At 71.7% G+C, this 17,100-nt stretch carries 14 protein-coding genes; 4 read left to right on the forward strand and 10 right to left on the reverse strand.

The features are described 5' to 3' along the window. Positions 1-12 precede the first annotated feature (12 nt). From BUR99_RS15880 to BUR99_RS15895, 4 genes are all read right to left on the reverse strand, one after another. Entirely contained in the window at positions 13-858 is an 846-nt protein-coding gene (locus tag BUR99_RS15880) for a glycosyltransferase family 2 protein (RefSeq protein WP_074261633.1), read from the reverse strand. Between the two features lie 109 nt (positions 859-967). Continuing rightward, complete coding sequence (locus BUR99_RS15885) at positions 968-1,780, reverse strand: CDP-alcohol phosphatidyltransferase family protein (RefSeq protein WP_074261333.1); 813 nt, start codon at positions 1,778-1,780, stop codon at positions 968-970. Positions 1,781-1,785: 5 nt separating this feature from the next. Next, positions 1,786-2,817, reverse strand: a complete 1,032-nt coding sequence (locus BUR99_RS15890) for a glycosyltransferase family 2 protein (RefSeq protein WP_234980887.1) — start codon at positions 2,815-2,817, stop codon at positions 1,786-1,788. 143 nt (positions 2,818-2,960) lie between these two features. Then, positions 2,961-4,781 (reverse strand): S1C family serine protease, encoded by a 1,821-nt coding sequence (locus BUR99_RS15895; RefSeq protein ID WP_074261335.1) that lies wholly within the window; start codon positions 4,779-4,781, stop codon positions 2,961-2,963. 165 nt (positions 4,782-4,946) lie between these two features. On the opposite strand from BUR99_RS15895, the gene BUR99_RS15900 reads away from it, so the two are divergent. Beyond that, entirely contained in the window at positions 4,947-6,206 is a 1,260-nt protein-coding gene (locus tag BUR99_RS15900) for an aminotransferase class I/II-fold pyridoxal phosphate-dependent enzyme (protein ID WP_074261634.1), read from the forward strand. Here the strand turns inward: BUR99_RS15900 and BUR99_RS15905 are convergent. Beyond that, positions 6,193-7,026 (reverse strand): carbon-nitrogen hydrolase family protein, encoded by an 834-nt coding sequence (locus BUR99_RS15905; RefSeq protein ID WP_074261635.1) that lies wholly within the window; start codon positions 7,024-7,026, stop codon positions 6,193-6,195. The genes BUR99_RS15900 and BUR99_RS15905 overlap by 14 nt on opposite strands. Positions 7,027-7,204: 178 nt before the next feature. Between BUR99_RS15905 and BUR99_RS15910 the strand changes: the two genes are divergently transcribed. After that, positions 7,205-8,665, forward strand: coding sequence for an MFS transporter (locus BUR99_RS15910; protein ID WP_074261336.1), 1,461 nt, complete (start codon positions 7,205-7,207; stop codon positions 8,663-8,665). Between the two features lie 74 nt (positions 8,666-8,739). On the opposite strand, the gene BUR99_RS15915 is transcribed toward BUR99_RS15910, so the two are convergent. Beyond that, on the reverse strand, positions 8,740-9,147 hold the full coding sequence (locus BUR99_RS15915; RefSeq protein ID WP_074261337.1) for a DUF7144 family membrane protein: 408 nt from the start codon (positions 9,145-9,147) through the stop codon (positions 8,740-8,742). Positions 9,148-9,373: 226 nt separating this feature from the next. On the opposite strand from BUR99_RS15915, the gene BUR99_RS15920 reads away from it, so the two are divergent. Next, on the forward strand, positions 9,374-11,632 hold the full coding sequence (locus tag BUR99_RS15920; RefSeq protein ID WP_074261338.1) for a LuxR family transcriptional regulator: 2,259 nt from the start codon (positions 9,374-9,376) through the stop codon (positions 11,630-11,632). 9 nt (positions 11,633-11,641) lie between these two features. On the opposite strand, the gene BUR99_RS15925 is transcribed toward BUR99_RS15920, so the two are convergent. Continuing rightward, positions 11,642-11,983: a carboxymuconolactone decarboxylase family protein gene (locus tag BUR99_RS15925; protein ID WP_074261339.1), complete on the reverse strand. Its 342-nt coding sequence runs from the start codon at positions 11,981-11,983 to the stop codon at positions 11,642-11,644. Between the two features lie 269 nt (positions 11,984-12,252). On the opposite strand from BUR99_RS15925, the gene helR reads away from it, so the two are divergent. Beyond that, complete coding sequence (helR, locus tag BUR99_RS15930) at positions 12,253-14,430, forward strand: RNA polymerase recycling motor ATPase HelR (protein WP_074261636.1); 2,178 nt, start codon at positions 12,253-12,255, stop codon at positions 14,428-14,430. A gap of 12 nt (positions 14,431-14,442) precedes the next feature. On the opposite strand, the gene BUR99_RS15935 is transcribed toward helR, so the two are convergent. The 3 genes from BUR99_RS15935 to BUR99_RS15945 are packed head-to-tail and all read right to left on the reverse strand — an operon-like array spanning position 14,443 to position 17,098. After that, positions 14,443-15,657 carry an acetyl-CoA C-acetyltransferase gene (locus BUR99_RS15935; RefSeq protein ID WP_200802757.1) on the reverse strand — a complete coding sequence of 405 codons (1,215 nt, stop codon included), beginning with the start codon at positions 15,655-15,657 and terminating at the stop codon, positions 14,443-14,445. Next, positions 15,657-16,310 (reverse strand): CoA transferase subunit B, encoded by a 654-nt coding sequence (locus BUR99_RS15940; RefSeq protein WP_074261340.1) that lies wholly within the window; start codon positions 16,308-16,310, stop codon positions 15,657-15,659. Before BUR99_RS15940 ends, BUR99_RS15935 begins: the two co-directional genes overlap by 1 nt. Beyond that, positions 16,310-17,098 (reverse strand): CoA transferase subunit A, encoded by a 789-nt coding sequence (locus tag BUR99_RS15945; protein WP_074261341.1) that lies wholly within the window; start codon positions 17,096-17,098, stop codon positions 16,310-16,312. The genes BUR99_RS15940 and BUR99_RS15945 overlap by 1 nt, the downstream gene beginning before the upstream one ends. Between the last annotated feature and the right edge of the window lie 2 nt (positions 17,099-17,100).

The following is a 17,100-nucleotide window of genomic DNA, read 5'->3' on the forward strand; positions in this document are numbered from 1 at the left end:
ATCGTTACCGCGTCAGACCACGGGTGGGCGCCCGGCGAGGGTCATGCGCCAGATCGTGCGCCAGCGCATCGGCCGCCGCTCCCCCGGATGCTCGCGCCATCCGGCGCGCCATCCGCCGAACCACGCCTTCAGTGCCGTCGGCTGCCGCGCCCAGCGCAGCACCTGGATCGCGGTCCAGGAGCCGACGTAGAACGGCACGAGCACGGCGGGAAGGTTGCGGCGTGCGAGCCAGACCCGGTTCCTGGCGTTCAGCCGGTAGTAGTACGCGTGCCGGGCGGGGTCGATGACCGGATGCCCGGCCTCGAGGTCCCCGGCGTACCAGGCGACGTGCCCGGTGTCCCAGACCCGCCACGCCAGCTCGATGCCCTCGTGCGCGTAGAAGAACGGGTCGGCCCAGCCGCCGGTCGCATCGAACACGACACGCGGCATCAGCACGGCGCCCTCCCAGCACGAGAAGACGTTGCTCGAGTGCGCCGGGTCGCCCTTGCGGATGCGCGGGATCCATCGGCGCGGGGAGACCCGGCCCGTCGGATCGACGACCCGAGGCTGGATCAGGCCGATCTCGGGCCGCTCGGCGAGCGTGCGGCATCCGTCGGCCAGGAACGTGTCGCTCGGCAGGAACGCGTCGTCGTCGAGGAAGAAGAGCGCCTCGCCCGTCACGAGCGGCACCCCGCGGTTGCGTCCGGCCGGAATGCCGAGGTTCTCGGGCAGGTGCAGGGTCTTCACACCCGCGGGGAGCGCCGGCTCCGCGGTCGCCGGATCCCAGCCGTTGCCGACGCACACCACGTCGGTGACGACGCCCCGCTGGTCGAGGATGCTGCGGATGCCGCGAGCGAGGTCGTCGGGCCGCTTGCCCATGGTGAGCACGACCACGCCGACCCGCACACTGCTGGTCGCGCGTGTCGGGACCTGCTCGTCGGTTTCGACAGGCTCAACCCGCAGAGAGTCGGGCTCGACCGGCAGAGAGTCAGGACCGGACACGACGGGAGGACATGATCGCGACGAAGTGCCCGATCACGGAGAGCAGGGCGAGCGGCAGCAGCACGGCGAGCACGACCCGGTCGGTCATCGGCTGCCCGGCGAACAGCCCGACCACCGCTGCGGCGAACGCGATGAGCGTGAGCTCGACCGAGTGGTACAGGCGGTGGAACGGCAGGAATCGGGCGGCCTTGCGGAGCTTGGCCACGAGTCCGCCGCGCGGCGCGGTCTCGCCGTGGGTGTCGGCGAGCTTCGCGAGCCCGGCGTTCGCACGGGCGACGTGCACCATGTCGTTGAGCGCCTTGTTGAGCACGATCACGAGCGCGAGGAGCGCGGCGATCGTCGTCCAGAGGAAGTCGGCCGGGAACTCGAGCGGGTAGGCGGCCGCACGGATGCCGAGCGCGATCGGGATGAGCGCCTCGGTCGTGTAGTGCCCGACCTTGTCGAGGAACACGCCCGCAGGCGAGGAGGTGCGACGCCATCGAGCGACCTCGCCGTCGCAGCAGTCGACGAGCATCTGCAACTGGCCGAGCACGACCGCGAGCAGCGCGCCCCAGATGCCGGGGATCAGGAGGGCCGCGGCGGTCGACCAGCCCACGAGGATCATGAGACCGGTCACGCCGTTCGCGGAGATCGGGGTCTTCAGCAGCATCCACGTGAGGTACGGCGAGAGCTTGCGCAGGTACAGCGACGCCGTCCAGTGCTCGGCGTTGCGGCGACCGCGCACTTCGGGCGGCTGCGTCACCTCGCGGAGCTGAGCGATGCTGGTGGGTCTCGTGGTGACCGGACCGGTCTGCGACATCCGTGTCACCTTCCCGTGTGCCTGGCGATGTTGCTCGTCAGCGACAGGTATCCGAGCACGAAGCCCACTCCCCACGAGACGTGTATGCACGGCAACACTACGAGAAACCGCGCCGCGGTGCGTACGCCGCGCCCGCTCGCGTACACGAGCGTCGCCGCGAGCACGAAGAGCACGTACACGACCGGGACGATGAAGCCGAGGAGCAGCCAGGGCGTCGCTCCGAGCGCGGCCTGCACGAGGCCGGCGATGCCGAAGATCAGGCCGAGCGCGACGCCGAGCACCATCGCGGGCGGCACGAAGTAGCGGATGCCGTTCGCCGACGGGAATCGACGTGCGAGTTCGCCGCGCCAGAGTCCGGTGGAGAACATCTGCCGTGCGAGCCGGTCGAAGGTCGACCGCGGCCGGTAGGTCACTGCGAGCCGCGGGGTGAACCACACGACGCCGCCGGTCTCGCGAAGGCGCCGGTTCAGCTCCCAGTCCTGGCCGCGCTTGATGGTCTCGTCGAAGAGTCCGACGCGCAGGAGCGCGTCGCGCCGGAACACCCCGAGGTAGACGGTGTCGGCCGGGCCCGCAGAGCCGCCGACGTGGAACGCGGAGCCGCCGAGGCCGACCTTCGTCGTGTAGGCGAGGGCGACGGCCTGCTCGAACGGGGTCTCGCCGCGGGCGTCCATCACGCCGCCGACGTTGTCGGCTCCGGTGCGTTCGAGCTCGTCGACGGCGATGCGCGCGTAGTCGGGCGGCAGCATCGAGTGCGAGTCGACCCGCACGACGACGGGGTACCGCGCCGCGCGGATGCCGATGTTGAGCCCGGCCGGCGTCGAGCCGATCTCGTTCTCGAGCACGCGCACTCGGTCGTCGCGTGCCGCCAGATCGGCGACCAGCTCGTTCGTGCCGTCGATCGACGGGCCGAGCGCGATGAGCACCTCGACGGGACCGGTGTAGTCCTGCGCGAGGATCGACTCGACCGCGGCGCGGACGTGGGAGGCATCGTTGAGCACCGGCATGACGTAGGAGACGCCGAGGAGCGATGCGGGCATCGCTTCAGGGTGGTTCTCGGGCATGTTCCTCACTCGTCGCTCGGGTCGATCGAGCCTAGCAGCAGCGCCTTCGAGCGACCGCTGGCGCACGAAGGCGGGCCCGGGTCCGTTGGGACCCGGACCCGCCGGTCGGTCGTGGTCGATCAGCCCTCGAAGGTGCCGAGGGTCACGGTGACCGTCTGCGACTCGCCGTCGCGCGTGAAGGTCAGCTCGGCCTTCGCGCCACCGGGCAGCGCCCGGACCTGAGCGGTGAGGTCGGTCTGGTCGGTGATCGGCACCCCGTTGAACTCGGTGACGACATCGCCCTTCTGCAGGCCTGCGGCGGCGGCCGCGCCGCCATCGGGCGTCTCGGCGATCAGCGCGCCGACGGTGTCGCTCGAGCCGTCGGCCTCGGCCGAGGTCACGGTGGCGCCGAGGAGCCCGTGCGTGGCCGAGCCGCTCTCGATGATCTCGTCGGCGATGCGCTTGGCCAGGTTCGACGGCACGGCGAAGCCGACGCCGATGTTGCCGGCGGTCTCGCCCTCGGCCGAGCCGCCGGTCGAGAGGATCGCGACGTTCACGCCGATGAGCTTGCCGTCGGAGTCGACGAGCGCCCCACCGGAGTTGCCCGGGTTGATCGCGGCATCCGTCTGGATGACCGGGAGCGACACCTGACCCGTCGAAGCGCTCGGCTGCTGCGGGGTCTCGCCGCCCTCGGGGTCGGGCAGGTCGAAGAAGAAGTCGAACGGGCTGCCCTCGTCGCCGGGGGCGGGCTCCTCGCCCTGGTCGCCGCTGTCGCCCTGCGCGTCGTCGGGCGTGGTCGGCGCAGCCGACGAGGCCACGTCGATCGAGCGGTTGAGCGCGCTGACGATGCCGTTGGTGACGGTGCCCGAGAGGCCGAGCGGCGCACCGATCGCGATCGCGGTGTCACCGACGTTGAGCTTGTCGGAGTCGGCGAACTCGAGGGGCGTGAGGTCGGAGGCGTCGACCAGCTTGATGACCGCGAGGTCGGAGAGCGGGTCGGTGCCCACGAGCTCGGCCGTGTAGAGGTGGCCGTCGTTCGTCTTGACCTGGATGGTCGGGTCGCCGGTCGCGCCGTCGAGCGTCACGACGTGGGTGTTCGTCAGCACGTAGCCGTCCTCGGAGAGGATGATGCCCGAGCCGGTGCCGCCGGCCTGGCCGCCCGAGACCGAGATGGTGACCACGCTCGGGCTCGCCTTGGCGGCCACGGCGGTGATCTGGTTCACCGAGTCGGTGTCGTTGACCACGATGTTCTGCGCGGAGTTCGCGGCATCGCTCGAGGGCGTGCCGTTGTCGTTCGTGAGCAGGGCGGTGATGCCCGCTCCCGACGCGCCGCCGATGAGGGCGGCGGCGACGATCGCGGCGGCGACGCCGAGTCCGACGCGGCGCTGCTTGGGCGCCGCCGGTGCGGCGCCCTCGGCCGGGAGGCCGGTGAGCGGCACGGTCGGCTGCGTCTGGGGCTGGGGTGCTGCGGGTCCGCCGAATGCGGGCGGCACCTGGCCGGGCTGCGCGGGTGCGGCGGCCACGGGCTGGGCGGGCTGCTTCGTGTACTGGGGGGCGCTGTACGGCTGCGGCTCCTGGCCGGGCTCGTAGACGGTACCGGTCGCGGCGGGCGCGACCGGAGCGGCGGGTGCCGCCGGTGCCGCCGGTGCCGCAGGTGCGGCGGGTGCCGCGGGCGCGGCTGCCGGGGCAGCGGGCGCGGTCGCCGGCGCGGCTGCCGGGGCAGCGGGCGCGGTCGCCGGCGCGGCTGCCGGGGCAGCGGGTGCCGGGGTCTCGGGCGCGGCGGGTGCCGCGACATCCGTCGGCGCGACGTCGGGGGTGGGGGCCTCGCTCAGCGCCGCGGTCTCGTTCGCTGCGGCGGAAGTCTCAGGGGTGACGGGCGCAGCGTTCTCGGCTGCCGCGGGCGTCGGCGTGACGTCGTCCTCGCGGGGCTCCCCCGCGGCTCCGTTCGTGGTGTCGGTCATGGTGTGCTCCTTCCAAGCGATGCCAGCATCCCCAAGCAAGCTGTGTGCCCGATCGGCGGAGTCTATGACTCTGCTATCCCCACGCCGGGATTTCTCCGAATGCCGCGCCGGGAGCTCCGCTGCCTGCGCCAGCGTACCGGCACCACCCTCGCGTACGGTGAGAGCGTGAGCGACTTCTCCCCCGCTGCGGGCCTCGCGCCCTGGCAGCGCACCGCGGCCGGCGCCGGCCTCCTCGCCGCCGACGGCTCGATCGCGCCGACGATCTTCGCAGAGATGAGCGCGCTGGCCATGCGCACGGGTGCGATCAACCTCGGCCAGGGCTTCCCCGACGAAGACGGCCCGGCCGAGGTGCTCGAGGCCGCTCGGCAGGCGATCGCCGACGGCGTGAACCAGTACCCGCCGGGCCCCGGCATGCCGGTGCTGCGCGAGGCCATCGCCGCCCATCAGCGCCGGTGGTACGGCATCGAGCTCGACGCGGCATCCGAGGTGCTCGTGACGGCGGGCGCGACGGAGGCCCTCGCGGCCACCCTGCTCGCCTTCGTCGACACCGGCGACGAGGTCGTGACGTTCGAGCCGTACTACGACGCCTACGCCGCGATCATCGCCCGCGCCGGCGGTGTGCATCGCACGGTGCCGCTGCACTGGACCCGTGAACCGCGGGCGGGCGAGCCGGGCGCCGGTTCCAGCGCCGGTTGGCGGCCCGATCACGACGAGCTGCGCGCGGCGGTGACCGACCGCACGCGCGTGATCCTCGTCAACTCGCCGCACAACCCGACGGGAGCGGTGCTCGACACCGAGACGCTCGCACTGATCGTCGAGCTCGCCGATCGGCACGACGCGCTGATCGTCACCGACGAGGTCTACGAGCACCTCGTGTTCGGGGCGGCGCACACCCCCATCGCGACCCTGCCGGGCGCCCGTGAGCGCACGATCTCGATCTCGTCGGGCGGCAAGACCTTCTCGACCACCGGGTGGAAGGTGGGCTGGATCACCGCGCCCGCACCGCTCGTGACCGCCGTGCTCGCGGTGAAGCAGTACCTGACCTACGTCAACGGCGCCCCGTTCCAGCCCGCGATCGCAACGGGGCTCGGCCTGCCCGACGCCTTCTTCACGGATGCCGCGGCAACCCTCGCGGCCAAGCGCGACCTGCTCGCCGCGGGCCTCGAGACCGCCGGCTTCGCGCTCTCGCTGCCCCGGGCGGGGTACTTCGTCATCGCGGATGCCGCGCCGCTCGGGTTCGCCGACGGCGCCGAGCTCTGCCGCGCCCTGCCCGGGCTCGCGGGCGTCGTCGGCGTGCCGGTCACGGCGTTCGTGCACCCCGATCGCCAGGGCGACTACGCGAGCCTCGTGCGCTTCGCGTTCTGCAAGCGGCACGAAGTGCTCGAGGAGGCCTCCGCCCGGCTCGCCCGGCTCAGCGCGGGGTGACGGTGAAGCGCCGCAGCGAAAGCGCGGGATTCACCCTGCGCACCGCGTCGATGCGCTCCTTCGAGATCCAGGCGACCGCGACATCGGTCGTCTCGCCGATCGTGACGAGCTCGACGCCCATCGGATCGACGATCATGCTGTTGCCCGCGCTGATCGGCGGCGCGTGGTCGGCCGCCGCGACGTAGATCGTGTTCTCGAGCGCCCGTGCGGTCGTGAGCACCCGCCAGTGCGACTCCTTCAGCGGGCCGCGCACCCACTCGGCCGGCATGCACACGACATCGGCGCCGGCGTCGACGATGCGGCGCGTGACCTCGGGGAATCTCGCGTCGTAGCAGGTCTGCAGGCCGAAGCGGATGCCCCCGGCCTCGAAGGTCTCGGGCTCCTCGATCGCCCCGGGCGCGACCCAGGCCGACTCCTGCTGCCCGAACGCGTCGTAGAGGTGCAGCTTGCGATAAGTGGCGACGATGCCCTCGCCGGGCGCGACCGCGACAACGGTGTTCGCCACTCGTCGGTCGTCGACGGCGTCCGCTTCGCGGTCGAGCCGTTCGATCATGCCGGCGACGAGGTGCACGCCGAGTCGATCGGCGACCGCGGCGAGATGCGTCGTGAACGCTCCCCCGAGCGATTCGGCCGCCGCGAGCCACCCCTCATCGGGTTGAGGCGTGAAGTGGCTCGAGTACTCGGGGAAGACCACGAGGCCCGCGCCGCGCGCCACGGCGAGCGCGGCGAGCCGCTCGATCTCGGCACGATTGCGTGCCGCGTCGTCGTTCGGCACGAACTGCGCGACGGCGATGCCGAAGCCCTCGGTCTCCCTCTGCATGCCCACAGCCTATGGCGCTGTGAGGCAGTCGGTCGGGCCTTCGGAGACGACCCCGCTGATATCCTCGACATCTGGCCAACCCCGAGGTTGGCGTGGTCGAGCCGCTGATGAGCGCGCAACGATCCGGGCTGGAAACCCCGGAACTCACGCGTTCTCTCCGAAAGGTTCGGCTACGCCCATGTCCAATCCCTCCTCTCGGCGCTGGTGGGTCCTCGTGATCCTCGCGCTGACGCAGCTCGTCGTCGTGCTCGACGGCACGATCGTGAACATCGCGCTCCCGCAGGCCCAGATCGCCCTCGGGCTCAGCGATTCCGAGCGCCAGTGGGTCGTCACCGCCTACGCGCTCTCGTTCGGGGCGCTGCTCCTGCTCGGCGGCCGCATCGCCGACTACTGGGGCCGCAAGCGCACGTACCTCGTCGGCATGGCGGGCTTCGGCGTGGCATCCGTCATCGGCGGCATCGCCCAGAGCGGCAGCGAGCTGATCCTGGCCCGCGGCCTGCAGGGCGTGTTCGCCGCCATGATGGCGCCGGCGGCACTCGCGCTGCTGACCATGACGTTCCCCGGCGGCAGGGAACGCAACACCGCGTTCGCAGTGTTCGGTTCGGTCGCCGGAGCCGGTGCCGGAGTGGGACTCGTGCTCGGCGGCCTGCTCACGGAGTTCGTCGACTGGCGGTGGTGCCTGCTCGTCAACGTGCCCGTCGTGATCGTGGGCATCGTCGCCGGAGCGGTGCTCGTCAGCGAGAGCAGGGCGGAGGGCGACAACCGCTACGACTGGCTCGGCGTCGTCACCGTCGCCCTCGGCCTCGCCTCCCTCGTCTTCGGGTTCACGCTCGCCGAGGAGAGCTGGGTCTCGCTCGGCACCATCGGTTTCATCACGGTCGGCATCGCACTGCTCGTCGCCTTCGTCTGGATCGAGTCGCGTGTCGCACAACCGCTGCTGCCGCTCCGCATCGTGCTCGACCGGGTGCGCGGCGGCGCATTCCTGCTGCAGGCGATCGCCGGCAGCGTCATGATCGGCGCCACCGTCTACCTGACGTTCCACCTGCAGATCGTGCTCGACTTCTCGCCGTTGCAGGCCGGTCTCGCGAGCCTGCCGCTGACGATCGTGATCGCGCTCGTCGCTCCGCTCGCGACCCGGTTCCTGTCGCGGTTCGGCGCTCGCCCCCTCATGATCGCGGGCCCGCTGTTCGCGGCATCCGGCCTGTTCCTCCTGAGCCTCATCACCGTGGGAGGCGACTATCTCGTGCAGGTGCTGCCCGCGCTCGTGCTGCTCGGCATCGGCATGTCGATGCTCTTCGTGCCCATGCAGAACCTCGCACTCGCCGGGGTCGCCGCGCATGACGCCGGAGCAGCGAGCGCGACCGTCAACGCGGCGATGCAGATCGGCGGCTCGCTCGGCCTGTCGATCTTCACGACGGCGTACGCGGCGGCTGCCGACGGTGTCGTCGTCACCGGTGGGGCGAGTCAGCTCGAGGCGTTCGTGAGCGGCTACTCGGCGGCCTTCGTCGCCGCGGGCATCGCGATGCTCATCGGTTGCGTGCTGGCGATCGTGCTGATCCGGCCGAAGCGCACGGATGACGCGGCGCACGCCGCAGCAACGCCGACCGATTCCATCGAGGCGGTCGCGACCGGTCGGTGATCGCGGCACGACATGGCCGCAGGCACTGGACCCCCCGGTCCCAGTGCCTGCGGCAGTCTCGAGTTCGGCGGCGACTATCCGTTCGCCTGCGCGAGCTCCCGGCCGTGGGCGGTGATCGCGTAGATCACGAGGATGTCGATGCCGATGACGATGACCGACCACCACGGCTGCGCCGGAATGAGGAGCAGCTGTCCGAGTGCGCTCAGGGAGACGACGATGATCGCGACGACCCGCGCCCAGGTCGCACCCGAGAGGAGCGCGACACCAGTGAGCACGAGCAGCAGCCCGATGATGAGGTTCCACCATCCCCAGCCCGTGATGTCGAAGAGGAAGAGCCCCTCTTCAGTGGCCGCGTAGTAGGTGTTGGAGCCGAGCAGTGCGATGAACGCCTGAAGGGCGCTGAACGCACCGTTGAGGATGAGGATGATGGCCGCGAAGCCGATCCATCCGATCCACCCGGTCTGCTGTGGAACAGTGCTCATGATCGTTTGCCCTCCTGCTCGGCGCCGTCGACGAGTGCGTCGGCCGGCGATTCGGTTGAACACTCGTCAGCGTGGCGCTGATCGGCTCGCAGGGCATCATTCAGATCGCATGATTGACGGTTTCCGCGGTTCCGCGGCCGTTCCCGGTGCGCGACCGCCTCCAGCAGTATCCCGACACCCGGATCGGGGCGTTGTTGCCGGCACCGCCGATCAATATGCTTCGACCGTGCGCGGTGATGCCCTGTCGGCGGAGACGCCGGAAGTCGAGCTCGAACAACAGCTGCTCGACGCCAAGCTGTCAGCCCCGGAGCCACCGGCCCGGGGCTACGTCAGCCGCGCCGCGCAGATCGAGGCGGCTCGCTCGAGCGGGCGTCGATTCGTCGGCGTCACCGCCCCCGCCGGATACGGGAAGTCGAGCCTGCTCGCCGAGTGGGCGCGCCGTGACAGCCGCCCGGTGGCATGGGTGTCGCTCGATCGGTACGACGACGACCCGGCAGCGCTGCTGACGCTCCTCGCCGAAGCCTTCGCCCGCATCGAGCCCGGCGCCGCCCGGCTGCCGCAACGGGTCACGGGCCACGCCGCCGCACTGCTCGGCCGCGGAGCGCCGCTGCTCGCCACCGCGCTGCGTCACGCGCCGCACCCGTTCGTGCTGATGCTCGACGATCTGCAGGAACTGCGCGATCCCGCCTGTCACGACGTGTTGAGCGTGGTCTTCGCGGGGATCCCCGCCGGATCCCAACTCGTCGCGGCCAGCCGCGGCGAGCAGCAGCACCTGCCGCGAGCTCGCGCGGACGGCGATGCCTTCGCCATCACGGCGAACGATCTGGCGCTCGACGAGGCCGGCGCCCGAGCGATCTTCGCCGGCACGCAGGTGCCGCTCTCACCCGAGGACGCGGCCGAACTCGTCGAACGCACCGAAGGGTGGCCGGTCGGCGTCGTGCTCGCGGCGGCGATCGCAGAGGAGGTCGGCGAGGCGCCCAAGACGGTCTCGGGCGACGACCGCTACGTCGCCGACTACCTCTACCGGGAGTCGCTCGTCACCCTTCCGGAGCACCAGCAGCGGTTCCTGCGTCGCACGGCGGTGCTCGATGCCATTTCGGCGCCCCTCTGCGACGCCGTCCTCGAGACGCACGACGCCCAGTCGATGCTGCAGGAACTCGACGCGTCCAACGTCTTCATCGTGCCGCTCGACCGCAGCAGGGGCTGGTACCGCTACCACGCGCTCTACCGCGAGTTCCTGCTCGGCGAACTCCGCCGGCTCGAGCCCGAGGCGCTGCCCGCGCTGCAGAGTCGCGCGGCGAGCTGGTTCGAGCAGCAGGGCTCGCCCGCGATGGCGATCGAACTCCTGCTCGATCAGCCCGACGAACGTGCACGCACCGTTCGCCTGATCGCCGCGACGGCGCTGCCGAGCTATCAGGCCGGACAGTTCGCGACCGTGCAGCGCTGGATGACGGCGATCGGCGACCCGGCGATCGAGGGCTACCCGCCCCTGGCCGTGCTCGCGGGGTGGGTCATGGCGCTCTCGGGGCAGGCCACGGAGGCGGCGCGATGGGCGTCCGTGCTCGAGCGCGTCACCTACGAGGGGCGGCCAGACGACGGGTCCGCCTCGTTCGAGTCCGCTCGCGCGATGCTCCGCTCGGTGATGTGTCCTGCCGGCCCCGCACAGGCCCTGACCGACGCCGAGTTCGCGTGCGCGGCCGAACCGGGCTGGAGCCCGTGGCGCGATCAGGCGCTCCTGCTGCTGGGCGAAGCGCGCCTGCTCATCGGCGACACCGAGGGTGCGGCAACGGCACTCGGCGAGAGCGCCGCCATCGCGTCGGCGACGGGCAACGCCGAGGGCCTGATCCTCTCGACGGCCGAGCTCGCCCTGCTGTCGATGGATGACGGCCGGTGGGACGATGCCACCGCGCACCTCACGACGGCACTCGACGCGGTCGACGAACAGCACATGGACGACTATGCGACCGCGGTGCTCGCATTCACGCAGTCCGCACGACTCGCACTCCACCGCGGTGATCTCGTCGCCGTGCGCCGAGAACTCACCCGTGCGATGCGCGCCCGCCCGGCCTGCACCGATGCGATCCCGTACCTCGCCGTGCGGGCGCGCCTGCAGCTCGCCAAGGTCCACTGGGCGATCGCCGATCACTCGACCGCTCATCACCTGCTGCGGGAGATCGACGACATCCTGCTCATCCGGCCCGATCTCGGCGCGCTCGTCGACCAGGTCGACGACTTCCGCCGCTTCGTCGCCGCGAGCGAGCAGCAGGGCGAGCAGGGCGGCCCTCCCCTCACGCCTGCGGAGCTCCGCCTGCTGCCCTATCTGCAGACCCATCTCACGGTTCGGGAGATCGGAGAGCGGCTCTTCGTCTCGCGCAACACCGTGAGCTCCGAACTCGGGTCGATCTATCGAAAGCTCGGCGTCTCCGCCCGGAGCGAGGCGGTCGACCGTGCAACGCAGCTCGGGCTGCTCGGCTCCGGACTCTGACCCGCCCGCTCACCGGGAGGGTTGGTCGCCGAAGGCGTCGACGTCGACGTCGTGGCCGAGGGCGAGGGCGACCTTCGGCGCGGCGGCGACGACGCGCGGGAGCCCGACGACGGGGATGACCCCGACCAGCACGTCCACGATCTGCGCCGCCGTGCTGCCGGCGCTGATGGCCGCATCGACCTGCGCGCCGAACGACGGCTCCGCTCCGCCGATCGAGACGAGCGCGGCGATGCGTGCGAGGGCCAACGACTTCGGGTCCAGTCGACCGGGACCGTCGACGACCTCATCGAGATCCTCGGCGAGACGGTCGTCGTTGATCGAGAGCCGTCGAAGCCGATCGGTGTAGTCCATCTCGTCATCTCCTCCGCTCGCCGAGACCTGCGTCCGTCTGACAGGCAACCGCGCCATGGCTCCGGCCGCATCACCTACAACAGATGATTCGCACGGGAGGTGAATGATCCGCGCTCGCGAACGGATGATTCGCGGCACGAAAAAGGAGAGCACTCGTGCTCTCCACTCTCAGGATATCGCGGGGAGGGGGGCTTGCGGCAAGGCCCCCTCGACGGCGCATACTGATCGGCCGAGCCGGAGGCATCCGCTCGCGACACAGAGGAGCTGCACTGACTTCGCACGCATTCGACCTGCCCGACACCCTCGCCGCCAAAGCCGATCCGGCCCTCATCGCCGGAGACGAGGAGCACTTCGCCGCCATCGCGGACGCCCTCCGGCATTCCATCGCCGAGGTCTCCGACCGACTCGCGGTCGAACTGAGATCGCCCGGCGGGAGCGGCCAGGCGGCGCTCGACCGCGACCTCGAGATCCACCGCCTCTCCGGGCGCCTGCGCACCCTCCGCCGCTTCGGCCTCGACCTGTGCCTCGGTCGGATCGTCGACGCCGACGGGGGTGAGCCCGTGTACATCGGTCGACTCGGTCTCACTGCACCCGACGGCCGCCGACTGCTCATCGATTGGCGCTCCCCCGCCGCCGAGCCGTTCTTCGGTGCGACGCACGGCGACCCGATGGGTCTGACGAGCCGCCGCAGGTACCGCTGGACCCGCGGCCGCATCACCGATTACTGGGACGAGGTGTTCACCGCCGACGCGCTCGTCGGGCACGCGGCGCTCGACGATCAGTCCGCGTTCATCGCGAGCCTCGGCGGCTCACGCTCTGCACGGATGCAGGACGTGCTCGGCACCATCCAGGCCGATCAGGACGCGATCATTCGCGCGGGCTCCCGCGGCGCCCTCGTCGTCGACGGAGGACCGGGCACCGGGAAGACCGTCGTCGCGCTGCACCGCACCGCCTACCTGCTGTACTCCGATTCGCGACTCGGGCACCGCCGCGGCGGCGTGCTGTTCATCGGACCGCACCAGCCGTACCTCGACTACGTCGCCGACATCCTGCCCGGCCTCGGTGAGGAGGGCGTCGAGACGTGCACGCTCCGCGACCTCGTGCCCGAGGGGGCGTCCGCCGCGGTCGAGCCGGACCCCGAGGTCGCCCGAGCGAAGTCGTCGGCCGAGCTCGTGCAGGCCGTCGAGCACGCGGTCGGATACTACGAGCGACCGCCTCGCTCGAGCATGACGGTCGAGACGCCGTGGGCTGATGTGCTGGTCGATGCCGACGACTGGGCGGAGGCGTTCGACGCCCCCGAGCCGGGCACCCCGCACAACGAGGGGCGCCTGCAGGTCTGGGAGGAGCTGCTGAGCATCCTGAGCGACCGGCACGACGACGACGTGGAGCCCGACGAGCTCCGCGCCGCGCTCGCCGACAGCCGCGAACTGCGCACGACCTTCAACCGCGCATGGCCGGTGCTCGACCCGGCCGGCGTCATCGCCGACCTGTGGTCGGTGCCCGCGTACCTGCGGCGCTGCGCACCGTGGCTCTCGAGCGACGAGGCGGAGGTGCTGCAGCGGCCCGAGCCTCGAGCCTGGACCGTCGCCGACCTCCCGTACCTCGACGCGGCCCGGCAGCGCATCGGCGACCCCGAGGCATCACGCGTCCGACGCCGGCGCGAGGCCGCCGCGGCCGCCCAGCGCGAGGAAATGTCGCGGGTCATCGACGACCTGATCGAATCGCAGGTGCACGACGACGGCGAGGGGGTCATGTCGATGCTCCGCGGGCAGGACGTGCAGTTCTCGCTGATCGACGAGGCCGAACTGCCGACCCGCGATGCCGACGAGCTCGCCGGTCCCTTCGCCCACATCGTCGTCGACGAGGCCCAGGAGTTGACGGATGCCGAGTGGCGGATGGTGCTCTCCCGGTGCCCGTCACGCAGCCTCACGATCGTCGGCGACCGCGCCCAGGCCAGGCACGGGTTCACCGAGTCATGGGAGGAGCGCCTCGCTCGCGTCGGGCTCGACCACGTCGCCCTCGCCGACCTCACGATCAACTACCGCACGCCCGAGGAGGTCATGGCCGAGGCGGAGCCGGTCATCAGGGCGGCGATTCCCGACGCCAACGTGCCGACGTCGGTGCGCAGCAGCGGCATCCCGGTCGCCCGCGGTTCGGTGGCCGAGCTCGACGGGATCCTCGAGGCCTGGCTCGTCGAGCACGCCGAGGGCACCGCGTGCGTGATCGCACGCGACGGCGCGGCAACCGGCCTCGGCGGCAGCGGCGGGGCGTCCCGGGTTCCGCCGCGCGTCAGGACGCTGACCCCCGAGCTCGCGAAGGGACTCGAGTTCGACCTCGTCGTGCTCGTCGACCCCGAGTCCTTCGGCACCGGCATCGAGGGGGCGGTCGACCGCTACGTCGCGATGACCCGGGCGACGCAGCGGCTCGTGATCCTCACGAGCGCCTGACCCCGCTCGGCATCAGGCCCGCTCGAACACCGCAGCGAGCGCCTGGCCGCCGCCGATGCACATGGTCTCGAGGGCGAGCGAGCCGTCGAGTGCCGGCAGTGCGTGCGCGAGCGTCGCGAGCATGCGGATGCCGGTGGCGCCGATCGGGTGACCGATCGAGATGCCGCTGCCCCGAGGGTTCACCCGCGGGTCCTCGGCGTCGACGCCCCAGTCGGCGAGGCACGCCAGCACCTGCACGGCGAACGCCTCGTTGAGTTCGATCAGGTCGAGATCGTCGAAGCGGATGCCGGCGCGCTCGAGCGCGAGGTTCGCCGCGGGCACGGGCGCGACGCCGAAGCGCAGCGGGTCGTTGCCGGCGACGGCCCACGAGACGAGCCGCAGCATCGGCACGAGCCCGAGCTCCGCGGCGCGCTGCGGCGTGGTGACGATGCACGCGGCGGCGGCGTCGTTCTGCCCGCTCGAGTTGCCCGCGGTGACCGTCGCCTCGGCGACGCTCCGGCCGAGGATGGTCCGAAGACCGCCGAGTGCGGCGAGCGAGGTGTCGGCGCGCGGGTGCTCGTCGCGATCGATCAGCACCGAACCCCGACGGCCCGGCACCTCGACCGGCACGAGTTCGGCGTCGAACGCGCCGGACTCCTGTGCGGCGACGGCCCGCTGGTGGGAGCGGAGCGCGAGCACGTCCTGCGCCTCGCGCGAGATGCCGTACTCGGCGCGCAGCAGCTCGGCAGCGCCGACGTTGCCCTCGGGGGTCGGGAACCGCCGGCCGCCGACCGTCTCGCGGCCGCGCGACAGGGCGTCGCGAAGCAGCAGCCCGGCACCCGAGACGCCTCGGCGGCCCTCGACCGTGTAGAGCGGGGCGTTCGACATCGACTCGACCCCGAGTGCGATCACGGCGTCGGCGACCCCGGTCTGCACCTCCATGGCGGCGTTCAGCACCGCCTGCAGGCCCGAGCCGCAGCGCCGGTCGAGTTGATAGCCGGTCGTCTCGACGCCGAACCCTGCGTCGAGGGCGGCGACGCGGCCGATGGCCGGCGCCTCCATCGTGGGGTACCCCTGCGCGGCGATGACCCCGTCGATCGCCGCGGGGTCGATGCCGGTGCGCTCGAGCAGCGCGGTCAGCACCGTCGTCGCGAGCTCGAGGGCCGGCACGGTGGCGAGCGCGCCGCCCATGCGTCCGACGGGGGTGCGCAGCGGCGAGCAGACGACGACCTCGCGCAGCTCGGTCATCAGGCCCCCGCCGCGACGGCGTCGCCGACGGCGAACGCGGCGCCCGTGGCATCCGTCACCTGATCGATCGTGACACCGGGGGCGAGTTCGACGAGCACGAGCCCGTCACCCGTGACGTCGAAGACCGCGAGGTCGGTCACGATCCGGTCGACGCAGGCCTTGCCGGTCAGGGGCAGGGTGCAGAGCTCGACGATCTTCGGCGAGCCGTCCTTCGCGACGTGCTCCATGACGACGATCACGCGTTCGGCGCCGTTCACGAGGTCCATGGCGCCGCCCATGCCCTTGACCATCTTGCCGGGCACCGCCCAGTTGGCGATGTCGCCGTGCGCCGAGACCTGCATCGCCCCGAGCACCGCGGTCGTGATGCGACCGCCGCGGATCATGCCGAAGCTCGCCGCCGAGTCGAAGTACGAGGCGCCGGGCAGCACCGTCACGGTCTCCTTGCCCGCGTTGATCAGCTTCGGATCCGCCTCCCCCTCCCACGGGTACGGCCCGACGCCGAGCACGCCGTTCTCGGAGTGCAGCACGACCTCGACGCCCTCGGGCAGGTAGTTCGGAATCAGCGTCGGCAGGCCGATGCCGAGGTTCACATAGGTGCCGTCCTCGAGCTCGCGGGCGGCGCGGGCGGCCATCTCGTCGCGGGTGAGCGGCATCAGCGTTCCGTGCCGGCGGCCGCGCGCCGCACGGTCACCTTCTCGATGGGCAGGTCGGAGGACTGCTCGGGCGTGAGGGCGACCACACGGTCGACGTGGATGCCCGGCAGGTGGATGTCGTCGGGGCCGAGCACGCCCGGCTCGACGAGCTCGTCGACCTCGGCGATCGTGATGCGACCGGCCATTGCCGCGAGCGGGTTGAAGTTGCGGGCCGCCTTCTCGAAGCGGAGGTTGCCGTGCCGGTCGCCCACGGCGGCGCGCACGAGGCCGTAGTCGGTGCGGATGGCACGCTCGAGCACGTACTCCCGCGGCGCACCGAAGACGTCGAACGGCCGCAGCTCCTTGGGGTCGCTCGTGATCGCGACCGAGCCGTCGGGCGCGTAGCGCAGCGGCATGCCGCCGTCGGAGACCGCGGTGCCCGCACCCGTCGCCGTGTAGAACGCGGGGATGCCGACGCCGCCGGCGCGGAGGCGCTCGGCGAGCGTGCCCTGCGGGGTGAGCTCGACCTCGATCTCGCCGGCCAGGTACTGACGGCCGAACTCCTTGTTCTCGCCGATGTAGCTCGCGACGACGCGGCGGATGCGGCCGGCGGAGAGCAGCTCGCCGAGGCCCCAGCCGTCGACACCGCAGTTGTTCGAGACGACCTCGAGTCCGCCGACACCGCTCGCCAGCAGCGCCCGGATGATCGTGATCGGCACGCCCGACAGCCCGAAGCCGCCGACCGCGAGCGAGGCGCCCTCCGGGATGTCGGCGACCGCGGCGGCGGCGCTCTCGTAGCTCTTGTCCATGC

Source organism: Agromyces cerinus subsp. cerinus, from assembly GCF_900142065.1.
GTDB lineage: Bacteria > Actinomycetota > Actinomycetes > Actinomycetales > Microbacteriaceae > Agromyces > Agromyces cerinus.